Genomic DNA, 19,446 nt, shown 5'->3' on the forward strand with positions numbered 1-19,446 from the left:
CTGATTCTAGGTCGTGCCGGACAGTGCTACTGTTTGGCCTAGATCAAACGAACCATTGTCGCGCCAGACCTGCATGCCGTGCGCCACCCGACAGGAGCTCCCATGACCGAACCCACCACCACCGGATCCTCGCGCGTGAAGCGCGGTCTCGCCGAGATGCTCAAGGGCGGCGTGATCATGGACGTCGTCACCGCCGATCAGGCGAAGATCGCCGAAGATGCAGGAGCCGTCGCGGTGATGGCGCTGGAGCGCGTGCCGGCCGACATCCGCGCCCAGGGCGGCGTCTCGCGCATGAGCGACCCCGACATGATCGACAGCATCATCGCGTCGGTTTCGATCCCGGTGATGGCCAAGGCACGCATCGGCCACTTCGTCGAGGCGCAGGTCCTGCAGGAGCTCGGCGTCGACTACATCGACGAGTCCGAGGTGCTCTCACCCGCCGACTACGTGAACCACATCGACAAGTACCCCTTCACGGTTCCCTTCGTCTGCGGTGCCACCAACCTGGGCGAGGCGCTGCGTCGCATCAACGAGGGCGCGGCGATGATCCGTTCCAAGGGCGAGGCGGGCACGGGGGACGTCTCCGAGGCGATGAAGCACATCCGGAAGATCCGCGGCGAGATCGCCGCACTCACGGCACTTCCGAAGGACGAGCTGTTCGTCGCCGCGAAGGAGCTGCAGGCGCCCTACGAGCTCGTCGCAGAGATCGCCGAGACCGGCACGCTCCCCGTCGTGCTGTTCGTCGCGGGCGGTGTCGCCACTCCTGCGGACGCCGCGATGATGATGCAGCTCGGCGCCGACGGCGTCTTCGTGGGCTCGGGCATCTTCAAGTCGGGCAACCCGGCGGAGCGCGCCAGGGCGATCGTCAAGGCGACCACCTTCTTCGACGATGCCAAGGTCATCGCCGAGGTCTCGCGCGGACTCGGCGAGGCGATGGTCGGCATCAACGTGTCCGACCTCCCCGCCCCGCACCGCCTGGCCGAGCGTGGCTGGTAGTCCCCGGGTCGGTGTCCTCGCTCTGCAGGGCGACGTGCGCGAGCACGCCGCCCTGCTCGCAGGACTGGGTGCGGAGGTGGCGCTGGTGCGTCGCCCTGAGGAGCTCGCGACCGTCGATGGTCTCGTCATCCCCGGCGGCGAGTCGAGCGTGATCGACAAGCTGTCGCGCACCTTCGGGATGCGAGAGCCCATCCGGGTCGCGATCGCGGCGGGACTCCCGGTGTACGGAACGTGCGCCGGGCTCATCCTGCTCGCAGACGAGGTGCTCGACGGCATCGACGGGCAGCAGTCGTTCGGAGGTATGGACATCGCCGTGCGCCGTAACGCCTTCGGGCGTCAGACGGAGTCCTTCGAGATCGATCTCCAGGTTCCGGCACTCGGCGATGCGCCGGTGCACGCCACCTTCATCCGGGCTCCGATCGTCGAACGCGCGGGCGATCGGGTCGAGGTCCTCGCCTCGCTGCCGGACGGCAGGATCGTCGCGGTGCGGCAGGGTGCCCTCATCGGCACCAGCTTCCACCCCGAGGTCGAGGGTGAGACCCGTTTCCACGTGATGCTCCTCGAGTCGGCCCGCGAGGCCGCCGCCACGCGCTGACCCGCGGTGGCGACCCGCCACGCGCCGGTTCGTGACAGTCCACGCGCCGAGGTCGGACTATTCTCGTACGAGTGACTGGATCCAGGGCTGAGGCCGCGTACGCGCGCGTCGTCACCGCTTTCAGCACCCCGACTCTCGACCTCCTGCACGGACGCTTCGCCCCGTTCGTGGTTGCCTCACTCACTCTCCTCTTCACCGCCGACCGGGCGTCGGTCGCGGTCGCGGACGCACACGCCGAGATGGCCGAGGTGCTCGACGAGCTCCGAGCGGCCGGGCACGACGACGAGGACAGGCGGCTCCCGTCCGGGAGCGGTCGCGACGTGTGCCGGAGCTGGGTGCGCCTGGGGTGGCTGATCCAGCAGATCGACGACGACGTCGAGGTCTATCGGCTCTCCGCGCACGCCGTCGCGGCCCTCGAGATCTCGGGTCGCACCGGGGGCGGGCGCACCCGCGTGTCGAACTCCCGGGTGCGCACCCTCCTCGATGCCGTCGACCACCTGTCGGTCAGTGCCGAGGTCGACCCTGTTCGGCGCCTGTCGCGATTGCACGAGGAACGCGACCTGCTCGACGCGGAGATCGCACGCATCCAGGATTCCGGGCAAGCCGACCCCGTCGACGATGAGGAGCTTCTCGAGGAAGCCGAGAACGTGCTGCACCTGGCCCGCGAGCTGCCCGCCGACTTCACGCGGGTCGCAGAGTCGCTCAGGGCGATGCAGCGCGACGTCGTCTCGCATCTGCGACGGGATGAGAGGCCGACGAGTGAGGTGCTCCGCGAGTATCTGCAGCGGGCGCAGGACGTGATGCAGTCGACTCCGGAGGGGCGCGCTTTCGCCGGCGCCCTGCGTCTCATCGGCGACCCCGATCGCATCGACTCGCTCACCGAGCAGCTCCGCGGGCTGCTCAGCCAGCCGTTCGCCCGACTGCTCGACAGCACGCAACGTGCCGAGCTCGACGCCATCAGTCGTCGTGTCGAACTGGGAGTGGAAGAGGTGCTGGCTGCACAGCGCCGCGCCTCGCACGTGATCACCGGACAGGTGAAGACCCACGATCCGCTCCGCGATCGTCAGATCGACGACCTCCTGCGTGACGTCATCGCGGGGCTGCACGGCTGGTCGGGTTCGGCGACGGTCGTCGAGCCGGTCCGCAGCATGCCGCTCATCGACCTCGGCCATCTTCGGCAGACCACGAGCGACATCCGTCCGCCACGCGCTCCGGCGCCCCTGGCCGACGCCGACGACGTGGACTTGCTCGACCACGACACGCGTGAGTGGGGCGGTCCGCGGTACGCGGATCTCGAGGCGTATGTCGCCGGGCTCGACGCGGAGTTCGATCTCGCCGACGCCTTCCGCTCCGTGCCCGACGCCGCTCGACGTCCCGTCGACCTGCTCGGTCTCCTCGAGATCGCGCACCGCAACGGGATCACGGAGGGCGAGGGGATCTCGACGGTCGACGCACTGCGCCCGGACGGCACGACTCGCCGTTTCGCCTTCGGCGCCGTGACCGCCCGCAGCACGAAAGAGGACGCAGATGAGTGACGACGACATCACGGCAGCCGTCGCCGACGAGGGGTTCATCGCCCCGACGGCGATGGAGGACGACCTCGAGGCGCACTTCCCCGGCGATCGCGGCACGCTCGACCCGGAGATCAGGCGCGTGCTCGTGCATCTGCTCCAGCGGCGCTTCCTCTCCATGGAGCGCAATCGGCGTGAGTGGACTCTGCTCCTCGAGCACCAGCAGGTGATCGAGTCGCGACTCAACGACATCTATCTGCGTCTGATCGTCGATCACGCCCGAGGATTCGCGTACAAGCAGCAGCTTCGCTCCGACGAGGTCGAGATGCCCGTGCTGCTGAAGGACTCGCCGTACTCGCGTGCCGAGACGCTGGTCCTGGTGCACCTGCGAACCGTCTACCAGCGAGAGTCCGCGTCCGGCGAAGGCTCGGTGCGGATCGACATCGAGGACGTCGAGCAGACCGTGCTCAGCTACTTCGCCGATGTCGACGGCGGCACCGCGAAGCAGCAGCGGGCGATCCGCAGCGCCCTGGATCGGCTGGACAGAGAGGGCATCGTGCAGGAGGAGACCAGCGGACGATATCGGATCACCGCGCTCGTCGAGGTGGTCCTCAGTGCGGAGACACTCAAGGAGCTGCGCGAGTGGCTGCGAACCCAGGCGGTGGTGGCGCGATGACGATGATGGACACGCTCTTCGGGATGATCCCCGCGAGCTCGCGCGGCCAGCAATGGGTCGCCGAGGAGCTTCAGCTCATCAACTGGGGCGGCTATGACGGCGGTCCCCACCGCGTGCGGTTCTCGCCCGATGCGACTCTGCTGTGCGGAGGATCGGGCTCGGGCAAGTCGACCCTCATGGACGGCTACATCGCTCTGATGATGCCGCATACGACGCCCTTCAACGGTGCGTCCAACGGCGGTGTCACGGGGCGCCCGCGCGGCGACGAGCAGCGGAACATCCTCTCGTACGGGCGGGGAAAGATCGACGAGTCCCGCACGGAGGAGGGCACGAAGCTGCGAGTCCTGCGCGGCGATGGCGAGGACACGTGGAGTGCCGTCTCGATGACGTGGCTCGATCATGACGGCTCGCGCTTCACGGCGGTGCGCGGCTGGTACATCCCTGCGGACGCGCGCACTCTCGAGGACACCGCGCGGCTCCGGGCGACGATCGACGGCCCCTTCGACCTCTCGCAGCTCGAGCGCCCCGCCGCCCAGCGCCTGAGTGACGCGGCGGCGCGCGCCGTCGGGTTGGAGCCGGTGGCGACCGATCGCGAGTTCTCGGCTCGCCTTCACGCCGTGCTCGGCATCGGTGCGGCCGGTTCGGGGGCGAAGGCGATCAGTCTTCTCGCCCGCATCCAGGCCGGTCAGCAGATCACGACCGTCGATGACCTCTACAAGAAGCTCGTGCTCGAGGAGCCCGAGACGATGGCCACCGCCGACGCGGTGGTCGCCCATTTCGATGAGCTGGAGAGCACGCGCACGCGGATGCTCGTCGCCAAGCAGCAGGTCGCGGCGCTCGAGCCGATCCGGGGCATCTCACAGCGCATCGAGGCGGCCTCGGAGCGGATGCGCGTCGTCGACGAGGTCGGGGTGTTCTCCGAGCCGACCTCGCTCGCCGCTCTGTGGAGCGCCGAGCGACGTCTCGACCTCCTGCGCGAGGTGGAGGCGGACCTTCGAGACCGCACCCAGGCGCTGCAGCTGGCCGTCCGCGAGAAGAACGCCCTGATCGCCGCGGCGGAGATCGAACGGGAGGGACTGCTCGATGTCCTGCGGCAGTCCGGAGGTGATCGCCTCGAGACCGCGCAGCGCGAGCTGAGGGGTGTCGAACGCCGGCTCGAGGATGTCCGACGAGAGCGAGCGCGCTTCGACGGCGTGGCGCGGGAGCTCGGCGCAGAGGTGCGCACCGCGTCGGAGTTCGAGGATCTGCTCGCCCGCATCGGGCGCGACCTGCCGCAGAGCGGACTGCGCGCGGCCCGCGCCGCGTTCGCCGACGCCGAGTCGTCACGCAGAGCCGCCGAGAGCGAGCTGGCGAGGGCGCGCGCCGAGCGGGACCGCACCCGTGAGCTTCGGGGGAGCATTCCCGCACATCTGCATGAGACGAGGGTCCTCCTCGCCGAGGCGGCCGGGCTCACGCCCTCAGATCTGCCGTTCGTCGGCGAGCTGGTCGAGGTGCGCACCGAGTTCGAGCCGTGGCGTGAGGCGTTCAACCTCGCGCTCGGCGGGTTCGCGCGGACGCTGCTCGTCGATGTCGCTGATCTCGGCCGATTCCGCGCCGCCATCGAGTCGGTGCGCACAGCCGAGCGGATCAGCTACGAAGGCGTCGTCACCGGCCTCGCCGAGTCCCGGACAGCCGACCCGCGAACCCTTCCCGGCCGTCTCGATCACCGATCGACGCCGTTCACCGGGTGGCTTCAGCAGCGGCTCCGTGAGCGATTCGACTATGTCTGCGTCGACTCGTCGGCCGAGCTCGCGCAGCATCCTCGCGCGCTGACGCTCGCGGGCCAGGTGTCGCACGGCGACCGCGGATCCCACGGCGGGCACGGGCGCGCCAATCTGCTCGGCTTCTCGAACGCCCGGAGGCTGAGCGAACTCGACAAGCAGGTCAGCGAGCTCGAGGGACGACGCGACTCCGCGGCCGCGGCGGCAACGGAGGCGGAGGCGGGCCTCGACCGGATCGAGGCCACGGCCAAGGCGCACGCCAGGATCGAGGACCTCACCTGGGATCAGATCGACGTCGAGGCCGTATCGGCGGAGCGTGCGCGGTGGCTCGCGGTCGAGGCGGAGGTCACCGAGGGGAACCCGAAGATCGCGGAGCTCACCTCGCAGGCCGACGAGCTGCGGAAGCGGGCGGGGCGCCTGCGCGACGAGAGCTCCCGCCTCGGGGGCGACCTCTCGTTCGCGCAGGACCGTTGGGTCGAGGTCACCGACCAGGTCGACGACTGTCAGCGGATCGTGGATGCGGCCGAGGTCGCCGAGATCGCCCTCGAGGAACGGCATCGCTCCTTCCTCGACGCGCGCTTCCTCGGGGCGGACTCGGCCGTCAGCGTGACCCCCACGGAACGACTCGCCCATCTCGACTCGGCGCTGCGCACCGCAGCCGGAAGGCTGCACGAGGATCGCACGTCCGCAGCCGCGGCGCACGCCGATCAGCGTGAGCAGATGCGCCGCCTGATGACCGGGTTCCTCGAGCGCTGGGACACTCTCACGATCCTTCCCGACCCTGACGAGTCGGTCGCGGAGTTCGAGGGCATCCTCGTGGCGCTCGAGACCAACGGCCTGCACGAGCTGGAGTCCGAGTGGCGAGACAGCCTCCTCAAGCTCTCCGGGAACGACCTGACGAGCCTGGACTCGACCCTCGGCCGAGCGCTCCGAGAGATCAAGAACCGCATCGACCCGATCAACCGGATCATGGAGGAGCTGCCGTTCTACGACGACGAGCACCGCCTGCAGATCACCCCGCGCGAGAACCAGTCCGAGGCACGCAGGCGATTCCGCAGGGAGCTTCGCGAGGTGCGCGGCCTCATCGACGCGGCAGCGACGGATGCCGAACGTGAGAGCGTCTATCGGAGGATGAGTCGTCTCATCGGTCGGATGCGTCGCACCGCGCCGGACTTCGCCGAGCTCATCGATGTGCGCAACCACGTGCGGGTGAGTGCCGAGAGGGTCCATGCGACGACCCGTGAGCATGTCGCGCTCTACGACCACATCGGCGAGAAGTCGGGTGGCGAGTCTCAGGAACTGGTCGCCTTCATCGTGGGCGCGGCGCTGCGGTATCAGCTCGGCGACGCGGGTGCCGAGCGCCCGAGGTACGCGCCCGTGTTCATGGACGAAGCCCTCATCAAGGCTGACGCGCACTTCACGAAGCGTGCCATCGGAGCCTGGCGGGGCCTCGGCTTCCAGCTCGTGATCGGCGCGCCGAACGACAAGTACAGCGCCATCGAACCGCACGTCGATGTGGAATACGACATCCTGAAGGACACGCGCGGTCGCTCCTGGGCTCGGCCGAAGGTGGGGCTGCCGGCCGAGTGAGCGGACCGGCGGCTGCTCAACCCATCACCAGAGTGCGGATGGCGCTGACCGTGCGGTCGATGTCGTCTCGCGTCGTCGCCCAGGACGACATCGAGCAGCGGAGCGCCGCGCGACCTCGCCACTCCGCTCCGGTCACGGCGGCGGTGCCCTCGGCGAGGATGGCCTCGCCCAGCTGTCGCGTCGCCTCGTCCGAATCGAGGCAGAACATGACCTGCGTGTAGTCGACGTCGTTGAGCACGCGGATGCCGTCGATCGTGGCGAGTCCGGCGGCCATGGCGACGGCGTTCTCGTGCAGTCCGTCGATCAGGTTCGCGACGCCGTTGCGGCCCAGGCTGCGCAGCGCCGCCCAGGCGGGCACGCCGCGTGCGCGTCGTGAGAGCTCCGGGGTGACGTCCCACGGATCGAGGCTCGTGTAGATCAGGTAGTCGCCCCCGGTGCGGAACGCGGCGATCGAGTCCGCGGGGTCGCGGACGATCGCCATGCCGCAGTCGTAGGGCACGTTGAGGGTCTTGTGCGCGTCGGTCGCCCACGAGTCTGCGGCGGACATGCCCGTCGTCAGCGACCGCAGCGAGGCGGATGCCGCTGCCCAGAGGCCGAACGCGCCGTCGATATGCACCCAGGCGCCGTGCTGGTGGGCGATCGGCACGAGGGCTGAGAAGTCGTCGAACGCGCCGGTGTGCACCTCGCCGGCCTGGAGACAGACGATGACCGGCCCCGAGCCGTCGGCGAGCACGCTGCTGAGCGCGTCAGGTCGCATCCGGCCCTGCTCGTCCGATTCGACGACCGTGATCCCGGAGCGTCCGATCCCCAGGAACCGAGCAGCCCGGTCGATCGATCCGTGCCGGTCGGCACCCACGACGAAGCGGATCCGCGGGGAGCCGTGCAGTCCCTGTTCGCTGACATTCCAGCCGACGCGAGCGAGCACGGCGTGTCGGGCCGTCGCGAGGCAGGTGAAGTTGGCCATCTGCCCGCCCGTCACGAAGCCGACGCTCGCCGTATCGGGCAGGTCGAGGATCTCCAGCATCCATCTGCCGGCGATGCGCTCGAGGGCGACGGTCGTCGGGGTGAGCAGCGCCGACCCCGAGTTCTGATCCCATGCCGACACGAGCCAGTCGGCGGCGAGGGCGGCGGGAAGGGTGCCACCGATCACGAACCCGAAGAACCGCCCGCCGGGGATCGCGACGAGGCCGGGGTCCGCCCGTGACACGATCTCGCCGATGACCTCCTCGGGGTCCAGGCCGTCAGGAGGCAGCGGGCCCCCGAAGGCCTCCACCATCTCGGCGAGCGTCGCTCGCGGCCATACCGGTCGGTCGCGGAGCGACCCGAGGAACTCGAGTGCCGCGCGGTGGGCGGCGTCCAATCCTCGGATCCTGTCATCGTCGACGCTGTCGTCCATAGGTCAGGACTACACCCGGGCTCGACCTCGCACCAGGGCCATCACGTCGCGCTCGGATCACGCCGGAACGTGTGCAGCCACGGGCCCGGGGCATGGTTCGATAGAATGGACGACGCCCTGGGCCAGCCCATGGGCGGATACGACGAGCGGAGAATAATGTCCGGGCATTCCAAGTGGGCCACCACGAAGCACAAGAAGGCCATCATCGACTCCAGGCGCGCGAAGTCCTGGGCCAAGCTCATCAAGAACATCGAGGTCGCCGCCAAGCTCGGCGGAGCCGACCTGCAGGGAAACCCCACGCTGTTCGACGCCGTGCAGAAGGCGAAGAAGACGTCGGTCCCGAAGGACAACATCGATCGCGCAGTGAAGCGCGGCGCGGGCATCGGCGGCGAAGCGGTCGAGTACACCTCGATCATGTACGAGGGCTACGGTCCCAACGGCGTCGCCATGATGATCGAGTGTCTGACCGACAACAAGAACCGCGCTGCGGCGGAGGTGCGCACGGCTCTCAGCCGCAACGGCGGAACGCTCGCCGACCCGGGCAGCGTCGCCTACAACTTCAGCCGCAAGGGCGTGATCGTCGTCGGTTCCGAGGGGACGACGGAGGATGACGTCATGATGGCCGCTCTCGAAGCGGGCGCCGAGGAGATCGAACCCCACGCAGAGGGCTTCGAGATCATCACCGAGGCCACGGACCTCGTCGCCGTCCGCAGTGCGCTGCAGGACGCCGGCATCGACTACGAGTCCGCTGACGTCGAGTTCGTGCCGAACCTGAAGGTCGAGATCGACGCCGACACGGCTCGCAAGATCTTCCGCCTGATCGACGCGCTCGAAGACAGCGAGGACGTGCAGAACGTCTTCACCAACTTCGACCTCTCCGCAGAAGTGCAGGCCGAACTCGAGAACGAAGACGCCTAGGCGCGCCGACCCCGCGCCGTCCGACGAGACGCCTAGCCTGGGGGAGTGACCTCCTCCTCGCTTCGCGTGCTCGGCATCGACCCGGGTCTCACCCGATGCGGCGTGGGAGTGGTCGACGTCGATCGCGCGCGACGAGGGACGCTGGTGCATGTCGGAGTGATCCGCTCGGCGCCCGATCTGCCTGTGGGCGAGCGGCTCGCGATCGTCGCCGCCGGCATCCGTGAGGTGCTCGAGAACCATCGTCCGGACGCCGTCGCCGTCGAGCGGGTGTTCGCCCAACAGAACAGCCACACGGTCATGGGCACCGCGCAGGCGAGCGGCGTCGCGCTGCTCCTCGCCGCCGAGGCCGGACTCCCCGCCGCCACGCACACCCCGAGCGAGGTGAAGGCCGCGGTCACCGGCTACGGCTCGGCCGACAAGCGACAGGTGCAGAGCATGATCGCGCGGATCCTGCGCCTCGACGCTCCACCGCAGCCGCCGGATGCCGCCGACGCCCTCGCGATCGCCCTCTGTCACGCGTGGCGTCGAGGCGCGGCCGGAGTGCCGGGAGCAGACACGCTGACGCCGGCTCAGAAGGCATGGGCCGACGCGGAGCGTGTCGCTCGAACATATCTACGATCGGGTGCGTAGGCTGGGCGGATGATCTCCTCGCTGCACGGTGCTGTCCTCCACTCGACAGCCGATCAGGTCGTCATCGACGTCGGGGGAGTCGGTTTCTCCGTCGCCGTGCCGGCCGACGTGGCCCACACCGCGACCGTCGGCGAGCGGCTGATGCTGCACACGAGCCTCATCGTGCGTGAGGATGCGCTGTCGCTGTACGGCTTCGCCGAGCGCAGCGAACTGGAGATCTTCGGCCTGCTGATCAGCGTGACCGGCGTCGGGCCGAAGTCGGCGCTCGGGGTGCTGTCGCACCTCACCGTCGACCAGATCGCCGATGCGGTGACCGCGGAGGATGACGCGCCGTTCCGCCGGGTCTCGGGGATCGGTCCCAAGACGGCCAAGCTCATCGTGCTGCAGCTTGCGGGCAAGGTGCATCCCGTCGGCTCGGTGTCGAAGCCCGCCGCGAACGCTTCCGTCGACGTCGTCGATCAGGTGACCGCCGCGCTCGTCGGTCTCGGGTGGTCCGAGAAGGTCGCCGCCGAGGCCGCCGCGCAGACGGCCGCCGAGGCGTCGGAGGCCGAGCGGGCGGCCGTGGCGCCGCTGCTGCGTCGGACACTGGCTCTGCTGGGGCCGGCGCGTGTCTGACATCCGCGACGCCGCCGAGCCCTCCGACGACACCGAGCTCGCGATCGAGGGGGCGCTGCGCCCCACGAGTCTCGGCGAGTTCGTCGGCCAGCAGAAGGTGCGCGGACAACTGCAGCTGCTGCTCGATGCCGCGCGCATCCAGAACCGACCGCCCGACCACATTCTGCTCGCAGGCCCTCCCGGGCTCGGGAAGACCACGCTGGCGATGATCGTCGCGCACGAGAGCGACCGCCCGCTCCGGCTCTCCAGCGGACCGGCGATCCAGCACGCCGGCGACCTCGCGGCACTCCTCTCGAGCCTCGTGCCCGGTGAAGTGCTCTTCATCGACGAGATCCACCGGATGGCGCGGTCGGCGGAGGAGATGCTCTACCTCGCGATGGAGGACTTCCGCATCGACATCATGGTGGGCAAGGGGGCGGGAGCGACCAGCATCCCTCTCGACCTCGCTCCGTTCACGCTCGTCGGTGCGACCACGCGCTCGGGACTCTTGCCGAATCCGCTGCGGGATCGCTTCGGATTCACCGGTCATCTCGAGTTCTACGAGGAGGCGGAGCTCGAGCGCGTGATCGCCCGTTCGGCCCTCATGCTGGGCGTCGATCTGCCGGGTGACTCGCTGTCGGAGATCGCCCGTCGCTCGCGCGGCACGCCGCGTATCGCGAACCGTCTGCTGCGCCGCGTCCGCGACTACGCGCTCGTGCACGGCGGCGGCGCCGCGTCACTGGTCGGGGTCAGAGCTGCGCTCGACCTCTACGACGTCGACCCCATCGGCCTCGACCGACTCGACCGAGCGGTGCTCGATGCACTCGTGCGCCGCTTCCGCGGAGGTCCCGTGGGCCTGAGCACGCTCGCGGTCGCCGTGGGCGAGGAGGCCGAGACAGTCGAGAGCGTCGTCGAACCCTATCTCGTGCGGATCGGATTCCTCGGTCGCACGCCGCGTGGTCGCGTCGCGATGCCGGAGGCCTACGGCCACCTCGGCATCGCGCACCCGGACGGGGCGCTTCGACTTGATGACCTATAATCGCTGAAGACTTCCCCCGATAGAACTGCGCGACCGTCCTGTGGTGCGCGCACCTGAGAAAGGCCTTTGCCACCATGCCCATGGAAATCCTCCTCTTCGGCCTTCTCGCCGTCCTCGTCGTCTTCATGTTCGTCAACGGACGCAAGCGCCAGAAGCAGATGAAGGCAGAGCAGGAGGAGAAGGCCACCAAGACCGTTCCCGGCGTCAAGGTGCTCCTCCAGGGAGGTATCTACGGAACGATCGTGGCCTACGACCACGACGACCTCGACTCGCCTGCCCTGGTCGAGATCGCCCCCGGCACCGTCATCGAAGTGCACAGCCAGGCGATCCTGCGCATCGTCGAGCCGAAGGACGCGGTCGAGACCGACCCGGCCGTGCTCGCGGGCGATGACGCACCGATCGTGAACGACGTCCCCGTCGTCGACGACGCCCCGGCCGTCGAGACTCCCGAGGAGACCCGTCGTCGTCTCGAGCGCGACGCCGACGACAAGTAGCCTCACCGCTGTACCTCGGCACTCCGGCATCGTAGAAAGCTGATCACACGTGGCCACTTCTTCCCCGGTCCGTCATGCCTGGCGGGTCCTCCTGGGCCTGCTCCTGGTGACGGGCATCCTCTTCGGCATCAACGCGCTCGGCGTCCACGTCTTCGGGAAGAGCTCCTGGACACCTGAGCTCGCTCTCGACCTGCAGGGCGGCACGCAGATCGTGCTCAGCGCCGAGACCGAGGACGGCGCGGCGCCCTCGCCGGAGCAGCTCGATCAGGCCGCGGCGATCATCCGTCAGCGCGTCGACGCATCGGGCGTCGCCGAGGCCGACATCACGACCGAGGGCGGCCGCAACATCGTGGTCCAGATCCCGGGTGTCGCCGACGAGCAGACGCGTGAGCGGATCCAGTCCAGCGCCCAGCTCGAGTTCCGTCCGGTGCTCGCCACGACTGCCGGTACCAATCAGTACGTCGGCGAAGACGGCAACGAGACGCCCTATCCGACACCGGACGACTCGCTGAACGCGACGCCGACGGCCGAGCCGACCGACGCGAGCGACCTCGCCTGGGTGACGGACAGGCTGGCCGCGGAATTCCAGGCCTACGACTGCGCCAACCCGGACAACGATCCCTCGAATGCGCCCAAGGACCAGCCGCTCATCGCGTGCGATCCCTCGGGGCAGGCGAAGTATCTCCTCGGTCCGACCGAGCTCACGGGTGACGCGATCACCGACGCATCCGCGGGTCGCGACCCGAAGACGGGTGCCTGGCTCGTGCAGCTGACCATGAACGGCGACGGCGCCGAGGCGTTCGGCGAGGTGAGCACCCGCCTGAACCAGAACCGTCTCGCGGAGCTCTCGCCGCGTGACCAGTTCGCGTTCGTCCTCGACGGATCCGTGATCAGTGCACCGCGCATGAACGGGCAGATCCTCGACGGTCGTCCCAGCATCTCCGGCGACTTCAACCAGGAGTCGGCGACAGCTCTCGCAGACCAGCTGAAGTTCGGTGCGCTGCCCCTGAGCTTCGAGGTGCAGAGCTCCGACACGATCTCCGCGACGCTGGGCACCCAGCAGCTCCAGATCGGTCTCATCGCGGGCCTCATCGGTCTCGCACTCGTGGCGATCTATTCGCTGATCGTCTACCGGGCACTCGGGTCCGTGATCATCGCGTCGATCGCGGTGATGGCGGTGCTCACCTACATCATCATCTGCATCCTGGCGTGGCGATTGGGCTTCCGTCTGTCGCTGGCCGGCGTCGCGGGTCTCATCGTCTCGATCGGCTTCACCGCCGACTCCTTCATCGTGTACTTCGAGAGGATCCGAGACGAGCTCCGCGACGGAAAGTCGATCACCTCGGCGGTCGAGGACGGCTGGGGTCGAGCCAAGCGCACGATCTACATCTCGAAATCGATCAACATCCTCGCGGCCGTGGTGCTGTACATCCTCGCGGACTCCACCGTGAAGGGCTTCGCCTTCACGCTGGGGCTCACGACGCTCATCGACGTGTTCATCTTCGTGATCTTCACGCACCCGGTGATGCAGCTGCTCGCCCGCACCAAGTTCTTCGGCGGCGGACACAAGCTCTCCGGCCTCGACCCTGAATCGCTCGGCGCGGTGTATCGCAGCCGGTCGCAGTTCCGCGAGGTCGCCACGGCCTCGACGGGGCGCGGTGCGAAGAACGCCAGAGCCAAGGGCGAAGCCGATCGCCGTCAGACCATCGCTGAGCGCAAACGCGCCGAGGCACTAGCCGGTGACAGATCCAGCCGCACCGGAAGCGAGGGGGACGCCTGATGGTTTCCATGAACGAATTCGGTAACAACCTCTACACGGGGAAGACGTCGTTCCCGTTCGTCGGCAGGCGCCGGCTGTGGTTCATCATCGCGATCGTGCTGGTTGTCGGCTCCGCGCTGGTGCCGCTCTTCCGACCGATCCAGTTCTCGATCGAGTTCACCGGCGGGTCGCAGTTCACCGTGCAGGCTCCCGACAGCTTCGAGCAGGAGATCGCGACGACAGCCGTGCAGTCCGTCGTCCCGGGGGCGGCGACCAAGGTGGTCGTCGTGGGCGGGAAGGACATCCGCGTCCAGACCGACCAGATGAGCGCTGCCGAGACGCAGCAGGTGTCCGACGCCCTCGCCGACGCCTATGGTATCGAGCCCGAGAGCGTGACCTCGTCGTTCATCGGACCGGCCTGGGGAGAGAACGTCACCAAGCAGTCGCTCTGGGGTCTCGCGATCTTCCTCGCATTGACCTTCCTGATCCTCGCGATCTACTTCCGGACGTGGAAGATGTCTGCCGCCGCGATCATCGGCCTCCTGGACGTGCTCGTCATCACGGTCGGCGTGTACGCGTTGGCCGGTTTCGAGATCTCGCCCGCCGCGGTCATCGGATTCCTCACGATCCTGGCGTACTCGCTCTACGACACGACCGTGGTGTTCGACAAGATCAGAGAGAACACGACCGAGGACGGCGAGAAGTCGACCCGGCTCTTCGGGGAATCCGTCAACCTCGCGGTGAACCAGACGCTGATCCGATCGATCAACACCTCGGTCGTCGCAGCACTGCCTGTCGGAGCCGTTCTCTTCATCGGAGCCTTCTGGCTCGGAGCCGAGTCGCTCACCGACATCTCGCTGTCGATCTTCGTCGGGATCCTCGTCGCGACCTACTCGACCCTGTTCGTGGCGGCGCCGCTGTATTCGCTCTTCCGTGAGAACGAGCCGGAGATCGCCGCGCGAGACGCGAAGATCCGCGAGGCGCGCAGCCTCGCCACGGCACAGGCCTGACAGTCCCGCTCGGCGGGGCCGCACCCCGCAGAGCACGCGTAAACTTGTGTGATTCGGAGGTGAGCGGATGGCGGAACCGCAGACGGCGTCGCAGGGCTCCAGCCTGAGACGACTGGTTCCCCGCATCTTCTCCCGCGCGCCCAGGATCAACGACCTCGACAACCTGATCCGCACGGTGCGTGCGAATCACCCGCGCGGCGACCTCGCCGTGATCGAGCGCGCATACGCCGTGGCCAAGGAGAAGCACGCCGGCCAGCAGCGCCAGAGCGGCGAGCCGTACATCACGCACCCGCTCGCCGTGGCGCAGATCCTCGCAGAGATGGGCCTGGGCCCCCGTGCGATCGCTGCGGCCCTGCTGCACGACACCGTCGAAGACACCGGGTACGCGCTCACCGACCTCACGGCGGAGTTCGGCGACGAGGTCGCGATGCTCGTGGACGGCGTGACCAAGCTCGACAAGGTCAAGTACGGCGAGAGCGCCCAGGCCGAGACCGTTCGCAAAATGATCGTCGCGATGTCGAAGGACATCCGTGTTCTGCTGATCAAGCTCGCCGACCGGCTGCACAATGCCCGAACCTGGGGTTTCGTCCCGCCTGAGAAGGCCGCGAAGAAGGCCAAGGAGACGCTCGAGATCTACGCGCCTCTGGCCAACCGCCTCGGTATCCAGGCGATCAAGTCCGAGCTCGAAGACCTCTCGTTCGCGGTGCTGCACCCGAAGATCTACAACGAGATCCACAACCTCATCGCGCAGCGCACCCCACAGCGGGAGAAGTACCTCGCCCAGGTCGTCGAGGAGATCGACGAGGATCTGCGCGATCTGCGCATCCGCGGCAAGGTCGTCGGCCGTCCGAAGCAGCTGTACTCGGTCTACCAGAAGATGGTGGTGCGAGGTCGCGAGTTCGACGACATCTACGACCTGATCGGCATCCGCGTGCTGGTGGCCTCGGTGCGCGACTGCTACGCGGTGCTCGGCGCGATCCACGCACGGTGGACGCCCCTCCCCGGGCGATTCAAGGACTACATCGCCACCCCGAAGTTCAATCTGTACCAGTCGCTGCACACGACGGTGATCGGCCCGTCGGGCCGGACGGTCGAGATCCAGATCCGCACGCATGAGATGCACCAGCAGGCGGAGTACGGTGTCGCCGCACACTGGATGTACAAAGAGCGGATGAACGGCGGCAAGGCCGAGGTCCGCGCGGCGGACAACGACATGGCGTGGCTCGCGCACATCTCGGACTGGCAGGCAGAGACCGCAGACCCGGGGGAGTTCCTCGACTCGCTTCGGTTCGAGATCGGCGCCAAGGAGGTCTACGTCTTCACGCCGAAGGGGCGGGTCGTCGGCCTCCCGGCCGGTGCGACACCGGTCGACTTCGCATATGCCGTGCACACCGAGATCGGTCACCGCACGATGGGCTCGAAGGTCAACGGACGCCTCGTGCCGCTGGAGTCGGAGCTCAAGAGTGGCGACGTGGTCGAGGTCTTCACGTCGAAGAACCCCGACGCTGGGCCGAGTCAGGACTGGCTCGGCTTCGTCAAGAGCACCCGCGCACGCAACAAGATCCGCGGATGGTTCACGAAGGAACGCCGCGAAGAAGCCATCGAGCAGGGCAAGGAGGCCATCGCACGGGCGATGCGCCGCCAGAACATGCCGCTGCAGCGTCTGATGAGTCAGGACTCCTTCGCCGAGGTCGCGCATCAGCTGCGCTACGAAGACGTGTCGGCGCTGTATGCCGCCGTGGGCGAAGGCCATGTGTCGACGCAGTCCGTGCTCGAGAAGGTGACCGCGCTCGTCGCAGCGACCGACCCCGCGACCGGACCGATCGACCTTCCCGGCAGCATGCCATCGCGCGAGCCCCGAGCAGGGGATTCGGGTGTGCTGGTGCGCGGCGCGTCAGACATCCTCGTGAAGGTCGCCAAGTGCTGCACCCCGGTTCCCGGTGATGAGATCGTCGGCTTCGTGACGCGCGGAAGCGGCGTGTCCGTGCACCGCACGGACTGCCCGAACGTCAAGGCACTCGCCAACGAGGAAGATCGCTTCGTCGAGGTGTCGTGGGCTCCGACGACGAAGAGCGTGTTCCGCGTGCAGATCCAGGTCGAGGCGCTCGACCGCTCGGGGCTGCTCTCGGACGTCACACGTGTGCTGAGCGAGCATCACGTCAACATCCTGTCGGCGACCGTCAGCACCACGGACGAACGTCTCGCCATCAGCCGCTTCGTGTTCGAGATGGGCGATGCCGTCCACCTCGACCGGGTGCTGAACGCGGTTCGTCGCATCGACGCGGTGTATGACGTGTACCGCGTCACCTCGTCCTGACGAGGATCCTCTCGAGAGCACCGCACCCCGCGCGTTTGCCGGGCACGCGGACCATGCGCTCGATCTCGAGGAGCGCAGCGGCGATGAGACGAGGCTCGGCGTCCGCCAGCAGCACCATCCACCGGCGCAGCGATCCGTCGCGGTGGAGTCCGAGGGCGAGGTCGATCATGGTGCGCTCCGGGGTCATCACCGGCACGCCACCGATCACGACGAGATCCGCCTGCGACAGCGCGGTGTCATGCAGGATGACTCGCGCGGGCAGCGTCGGTCTGATCCGATGGCTGACCGCCCTCCTGACATGGTGACGGGCCGGGGGAGCATCACCGGCGCCGTGGATCCATGCTGCGGTCGGCCCCGACGCCGCGGTGTCGACGGGGACGAGTGGCGCGATCGCCGCGGCTCGTGCGCTCGCACTCTCGATGAGATCGGCGGGGATGTATCCCTCGCCGAGATCGACGAGGTGACCGTCGATCCTCGCCGCGCTGAGTTCCGGGAGCGAGAGCCGACCGCCGGGCAGATACAGGAACGCGGGATGCATCACGCCAGTCTGGCGCGGTGCATCCCGCGTGCTGAATCGATCCGTGGATCTGTGGAGAAGGTCAGCCGCCGAGAGCGTTGAGCCAGGTGCGGCGCGCTTCGAGAGCATCCGCCGCCGCTTTCGCGGCCTTCTTGTCGCCCGACTTCTCTGCCGCCGCGAGCTCGCCCTCGAGCTTCGCGATGGCGTCGAGCAGCTGCGAGCTCATGTCGCTGGCGCGAGCCTTGGTCTCAGGATTGTTCTTCTTCCAGTCGACCTCTTCGCGCGCCTTGAGGGCCTGCTCGATCACGCGGAGGCGGTCGTCGAGCGCGCGCTCCTTGTCGCGCGGGAAGATGCGCCCGATCTCGTCCCACTGGCGCTGGATGCCGGTGAGCAGCGCGCGGGCGCGCTTGATGTTCGGCTCGTCCGCGACGGCTTTGGCCTCTTCGAGGAGTGCCTGCCGCGCCTCGATCTTCGGCGCGGAGTCCGCCTCTTCGGCTGCCGACTGCTCGGCGCGGGCCGAATACAGTGCGTCACCCGCGGCCTTGAACCGCGCCCAGAGCGCGTCGTCGGCCTTGCGACCTGCGCGGCCGGCGGCCTTCCACTCGTCGAGCAGAGTGCGGTACGTCGGGATTCCGTCGACTCCGCGAGGAGCGAGAGCCTCGGCGCGCTCGACCAGTCGCGTCTTGGCGTCGCGGGCGGCCTTGTGTGTGTCGTCGAGCTCGGAGTAGAAGGCGCGACGTGCCTTGTCGACGGTGCCGCGCGCATCACGGAACCGCTTCCAGAGCTGCTGTGAGATGCCCTTCGACAGACGCGGGCCGTTCTGCTGCTGCGCCTGCCACGCGTCGAAGAGCTCGCTCAGCTCGGCGGTCACCTGCTTCCACTGCACCTTCGAGAGGTCACGGGCTGCGATCGCCTCTGCGCGCTCGACGAGTTCCGTGCGGTCGGCGATGGCCTTGTCGACCAGCTCCTTGGCCTGCTGTGCCTCCTGAGCGGTGGCCTCGGAGAGCGAGGAGGTCAGCGAGTTCAGACGATCGCGGAGTCCGGCGAGATCGCCGACGGCCGCGGCGTCGGTGGCCTCGGTGAGAAGGTGACCGGCCTGCTTCACCAGGTCGCTCGCAGACGCGCCACCCGCCTGGTGGCGCTGCTCGAGCGTGTGCACCTTGAACGCGATGTCCTCGTACTTGCGCACGAAGTAGGCGAGTGCCTCGTCGGGCGTGCCGTCGGGGTACTGCCCGACCACGCGCCACTCGTCGCCCTCGCGAACCTCGACGGTGCCGTCTTCGGCTACACGGCCCCACTTCGCCGCCTCGGCGCTCGATGCAGTGGTGGCGGACGATGCTGCTGCTGCCGGGGTCGACGCAGCAGGCTTGGGCAGCTTGCGCGGCAGGGGTGCAGCCGGGGGAGCGGGGACGGGGGGAGTCGGCGTGGACGGCTCAGACACGGTGATTCTCCTTGCGCGGTAGGGCCCGCGGGAGGCGGAAAGGACGAGCTTCAGCCTAGTACGAGAGCGAGGTCGCAGTGTGGTGGACGAATCTCACAATGGCCGTTACCGATCTGTGAGCGAATCGTTCGACGCACGAAACACCGCGCGTCACATGCGGGAAACACCAGGCTCCTATCGTCGCCATCACGACGTCCCCCGCG

The 19,446-nt window shown here is 68.3% G+C and carries 16 protein-coding genes; 13 read left to right on the forward strand and 3 right to left on the reverse strand.

Annotation, left to right across the window (positions count from 1 at the left end; all coding sequences use genetic code 11):
• Nucleotides 1–102 precede the first annotated feature (102 nt).
• The 5 genes from pdxS (at nt 103) to AB0N61_RS05775 (ending at nt 7,128) form a co-directional block, all read left to right on the forward strand.
• Nucleotides 103–996, forward strand: coding sequence for a pyridoxal 5'-phosphate synthase lyase subunit PdxS (gene pdxS / locus AB0N61_RS05755; protein WP_363362398.1), 894 nt, complete (start codon nt 103–105; stop codon nt 994–996).
• Nucleotides 986–1,591 (forward strand): pyridoxal 5'-phosphate synthase glutaminase subunit PdxT, encoded by a 606-nt coding sequence (pdxT, locus tag AB0N61_RS05760; protein WP_363362400.1) that lies wholly within the window; start codon nt 986–988, stop codon nt 1,589–1,591. Before pdxS ends, pdxT begins: the two co-directional genes overlap by 11 nt.
• Nucleotides 1,592–1,662: 71 nt before the next feature.
• Complete coding sequence (locus AB0N61_RS05765) at nt 1,663–3,126, forward strand: DUF3375 domain-containing protein (RefSeq protein WP_363362401.1); 1,464 nt, start codon at nt 1,663–1,665, stop codon at nt 3,124–3,126.
• On the forward strand, nt 3,119–3,778 hold the full coding sequence (locus tag AB0N61_RS05770; RefSeq protein WP_363362403.1) for a DUF4194 domain-containing protein: 660 nt from the start codon (nt 3,119–3,121) through the stop codon (nt 3,776–3,778). The genes AB0N61_RS05765 and AB0N61_RS05770 overlap by 8 nt, the downstream gene beginning before the upstream one ends.
• Complete coding sequence (locus AB0N61_RS05775) at nt 3,775–7,128, forward strand: SbcC/MukB-like Walker B domain-containing protein (RefSeq protein WP_363363161.1); 3,354 nt, start codon at nt 3,775–3,777, stop codon at nt 7,126–7,128. The genes AB0N61_RS05770 and AB0N61_RS05775 overlap by 4 nt, the downstream gene beginning before the upstream one ends.
• Before the next feature lie 16 nt (nt 7,129–7,144).
• On the opposite strand, the gene AB0N61_RS05780 is transcribed toward AB0N61_RS05775, so the two are convergent.
• On the reverse strand, nt 7,145–8,524 hold the full coding sequence (locus AB0N61_RS05780) for an aminotransferase class V-fold PLP-dependent enzyme (protein WP_363362404.1): 1,380 nt from the start codon (nt 8,522–8,524) through the stop codon (nt 7,145–7,147).
• A gap of 156 nt (nt 8,525–8,680) precedes the next feature.
• Between AB0N61_RS05780 and AB0N61_RS05785 the strand changes: the two genes are divergently transcribed.
• From AB0N61_RS05785 to AB0N61_RS05820, 8 genes are all read left to right on the forward strand, one after another.
• Nucleotides 8,681–9,442, forward strand: coding sequence for a YebC/PmpR family DNA-binding transcriptional regulator (locus tag AB0N61_RS05785; RefSeq protein WP_167945150.1), 762 nt, complete (start codon nt 8,681–8,683; stop codon nt 9,440–9,442).
• A gap of 45 nt (nt 9,443–9,487) precedes the next feature.
• Nucleotides 9,488–10,072, forward strand: coding sequence for a crossover junction endodeoxyribonuclease RuvC (ruvC, locus tag AB0N61_RS05790; protein WP_363362405.1), 585 nt, complete (start codon nt 9,488–9,490; stop codon nt 10,070–10,072).
• 9 nt (nt 10,073–10,081) lie between these two features.
• Nucleotides 10,082–10,687: a Holliday junction branch migration protein RuvA gene (gene ruvA, locus AB0N61_RS05795; protein WP_363362407.1), complete on the forward strand. Its 606-nt coding sequence runs from the start codon at nt 10,082–10,084 to the stop codon at nt 10,685–10,687.
• On the forward strand, nt 10,680–11,705 hold the full coding sequence (gene ruvB, locus AB0N61_RS05800) for a Holliday junction branch migration DNA helicase RuvB (RefSeq protein ID WP_363362409.1): 1,026 nt from the start codon (nt 10,680–10,682) through the stop codon (nt 11,703–11,705). Before ruvA ends, ruvB begins: the two co-directional genes overlap by 8 nt.
• A 74-nt stretch (nt 11,706–11,779) precedes the next feature.
• Nucleotides 11,780–12,199, forward strand: a complete 420-nt coding sequence (locus tag AB0N61_RS05805) for a preprotein translocase subunit YajC (RefSeq protein ID WP_363362411.1) — start codon at nt 11,780–11,782, stop codon at nt 12,197–12,199.
• Between the two features lie 49 nt (nt 12,200–12,248).
• The gene (gene secD / locus AB0N61_RS05810) at nt 12,249–13,979 is read left to right on the forward strand and encodes a protein translocase subunit SecD (RefSeq protein ID WP_167943444.1); all 1,731 of its coding nucleotides are present in this window, start codon (nt 12,249–12,251) and stop codon (nt 13,977–13,979) included.
• Entirely contained in the window at nt 13,979–14,968 is a 990-nt protein-coding gene (secF, locus tag AB0N61_RS05815; protein WP_363362413.1) for a protein translocase subunit SecF, read from the forward strand. Before secD ends, secF begins: the two co-directional genes overlap by 1 nt.
• A 67-nt stretch (nt 14,969–15,035) precedes the next feature.
• A complete protein-coding gene (locus AB0N61_RS05820; protein ID WP_167943448.1) occupies nt 15,036–17,285 on the forward strand; it encodes a bifunctional (p)ppGpp synthetase/guanosine-3',5'-bis(diphosphate) 3'-pyrophosphohydrolase in 2,250 nt (749 codons plus the stop codon).
• Here AB0N61_RS05820 and AB0N61_RS05825 read toward each other — a convergent pair.
• Together AB0N61_RS05825 and AB0N61_RS05830 are read right to left on the reverse strand one after the other, a co-directional pair.
• A complete protein-coding gene (locus AB0N61_RS05825) occupies nt 17,272–17,823 on the reverse strand; it encodes a type IV toxin-antitoxin system AbiEi family antitoxin (RefSeq protein ID WP_363362415.1) in 552 nt (183 codons plus the stop codon). The genes AB0N61_RS05820 and AB0N61_RS05825 overlap by 14 nt on opposite strands.
• A gap of 61 nt (nt 17,824–17,884) precedes the next feature.
• Nucleotides 17,885–19,249, reverse strand: a complete 1,365-nt coding sequence (locus tag AB0N61_RS05830; RefSeq protein WP_363363163.1) for a DUF349 domain-containing protein — start codon at nt 19,247–19,249, stop codon at nt 17,885–17,887.
• Nucleotides 19,250–19,446: the final 197 nt, after the last annotated feature.

The sequence above is a fragment of the Microbacterium sp. NPDC089320 genome, assembly GCF_040684875.1.
Taxonomy (GTDB): Bacteria; Actinomycetota; Actinomycetes; order Actinomycetales; family Microbacteriaceae; genus Microbacterium.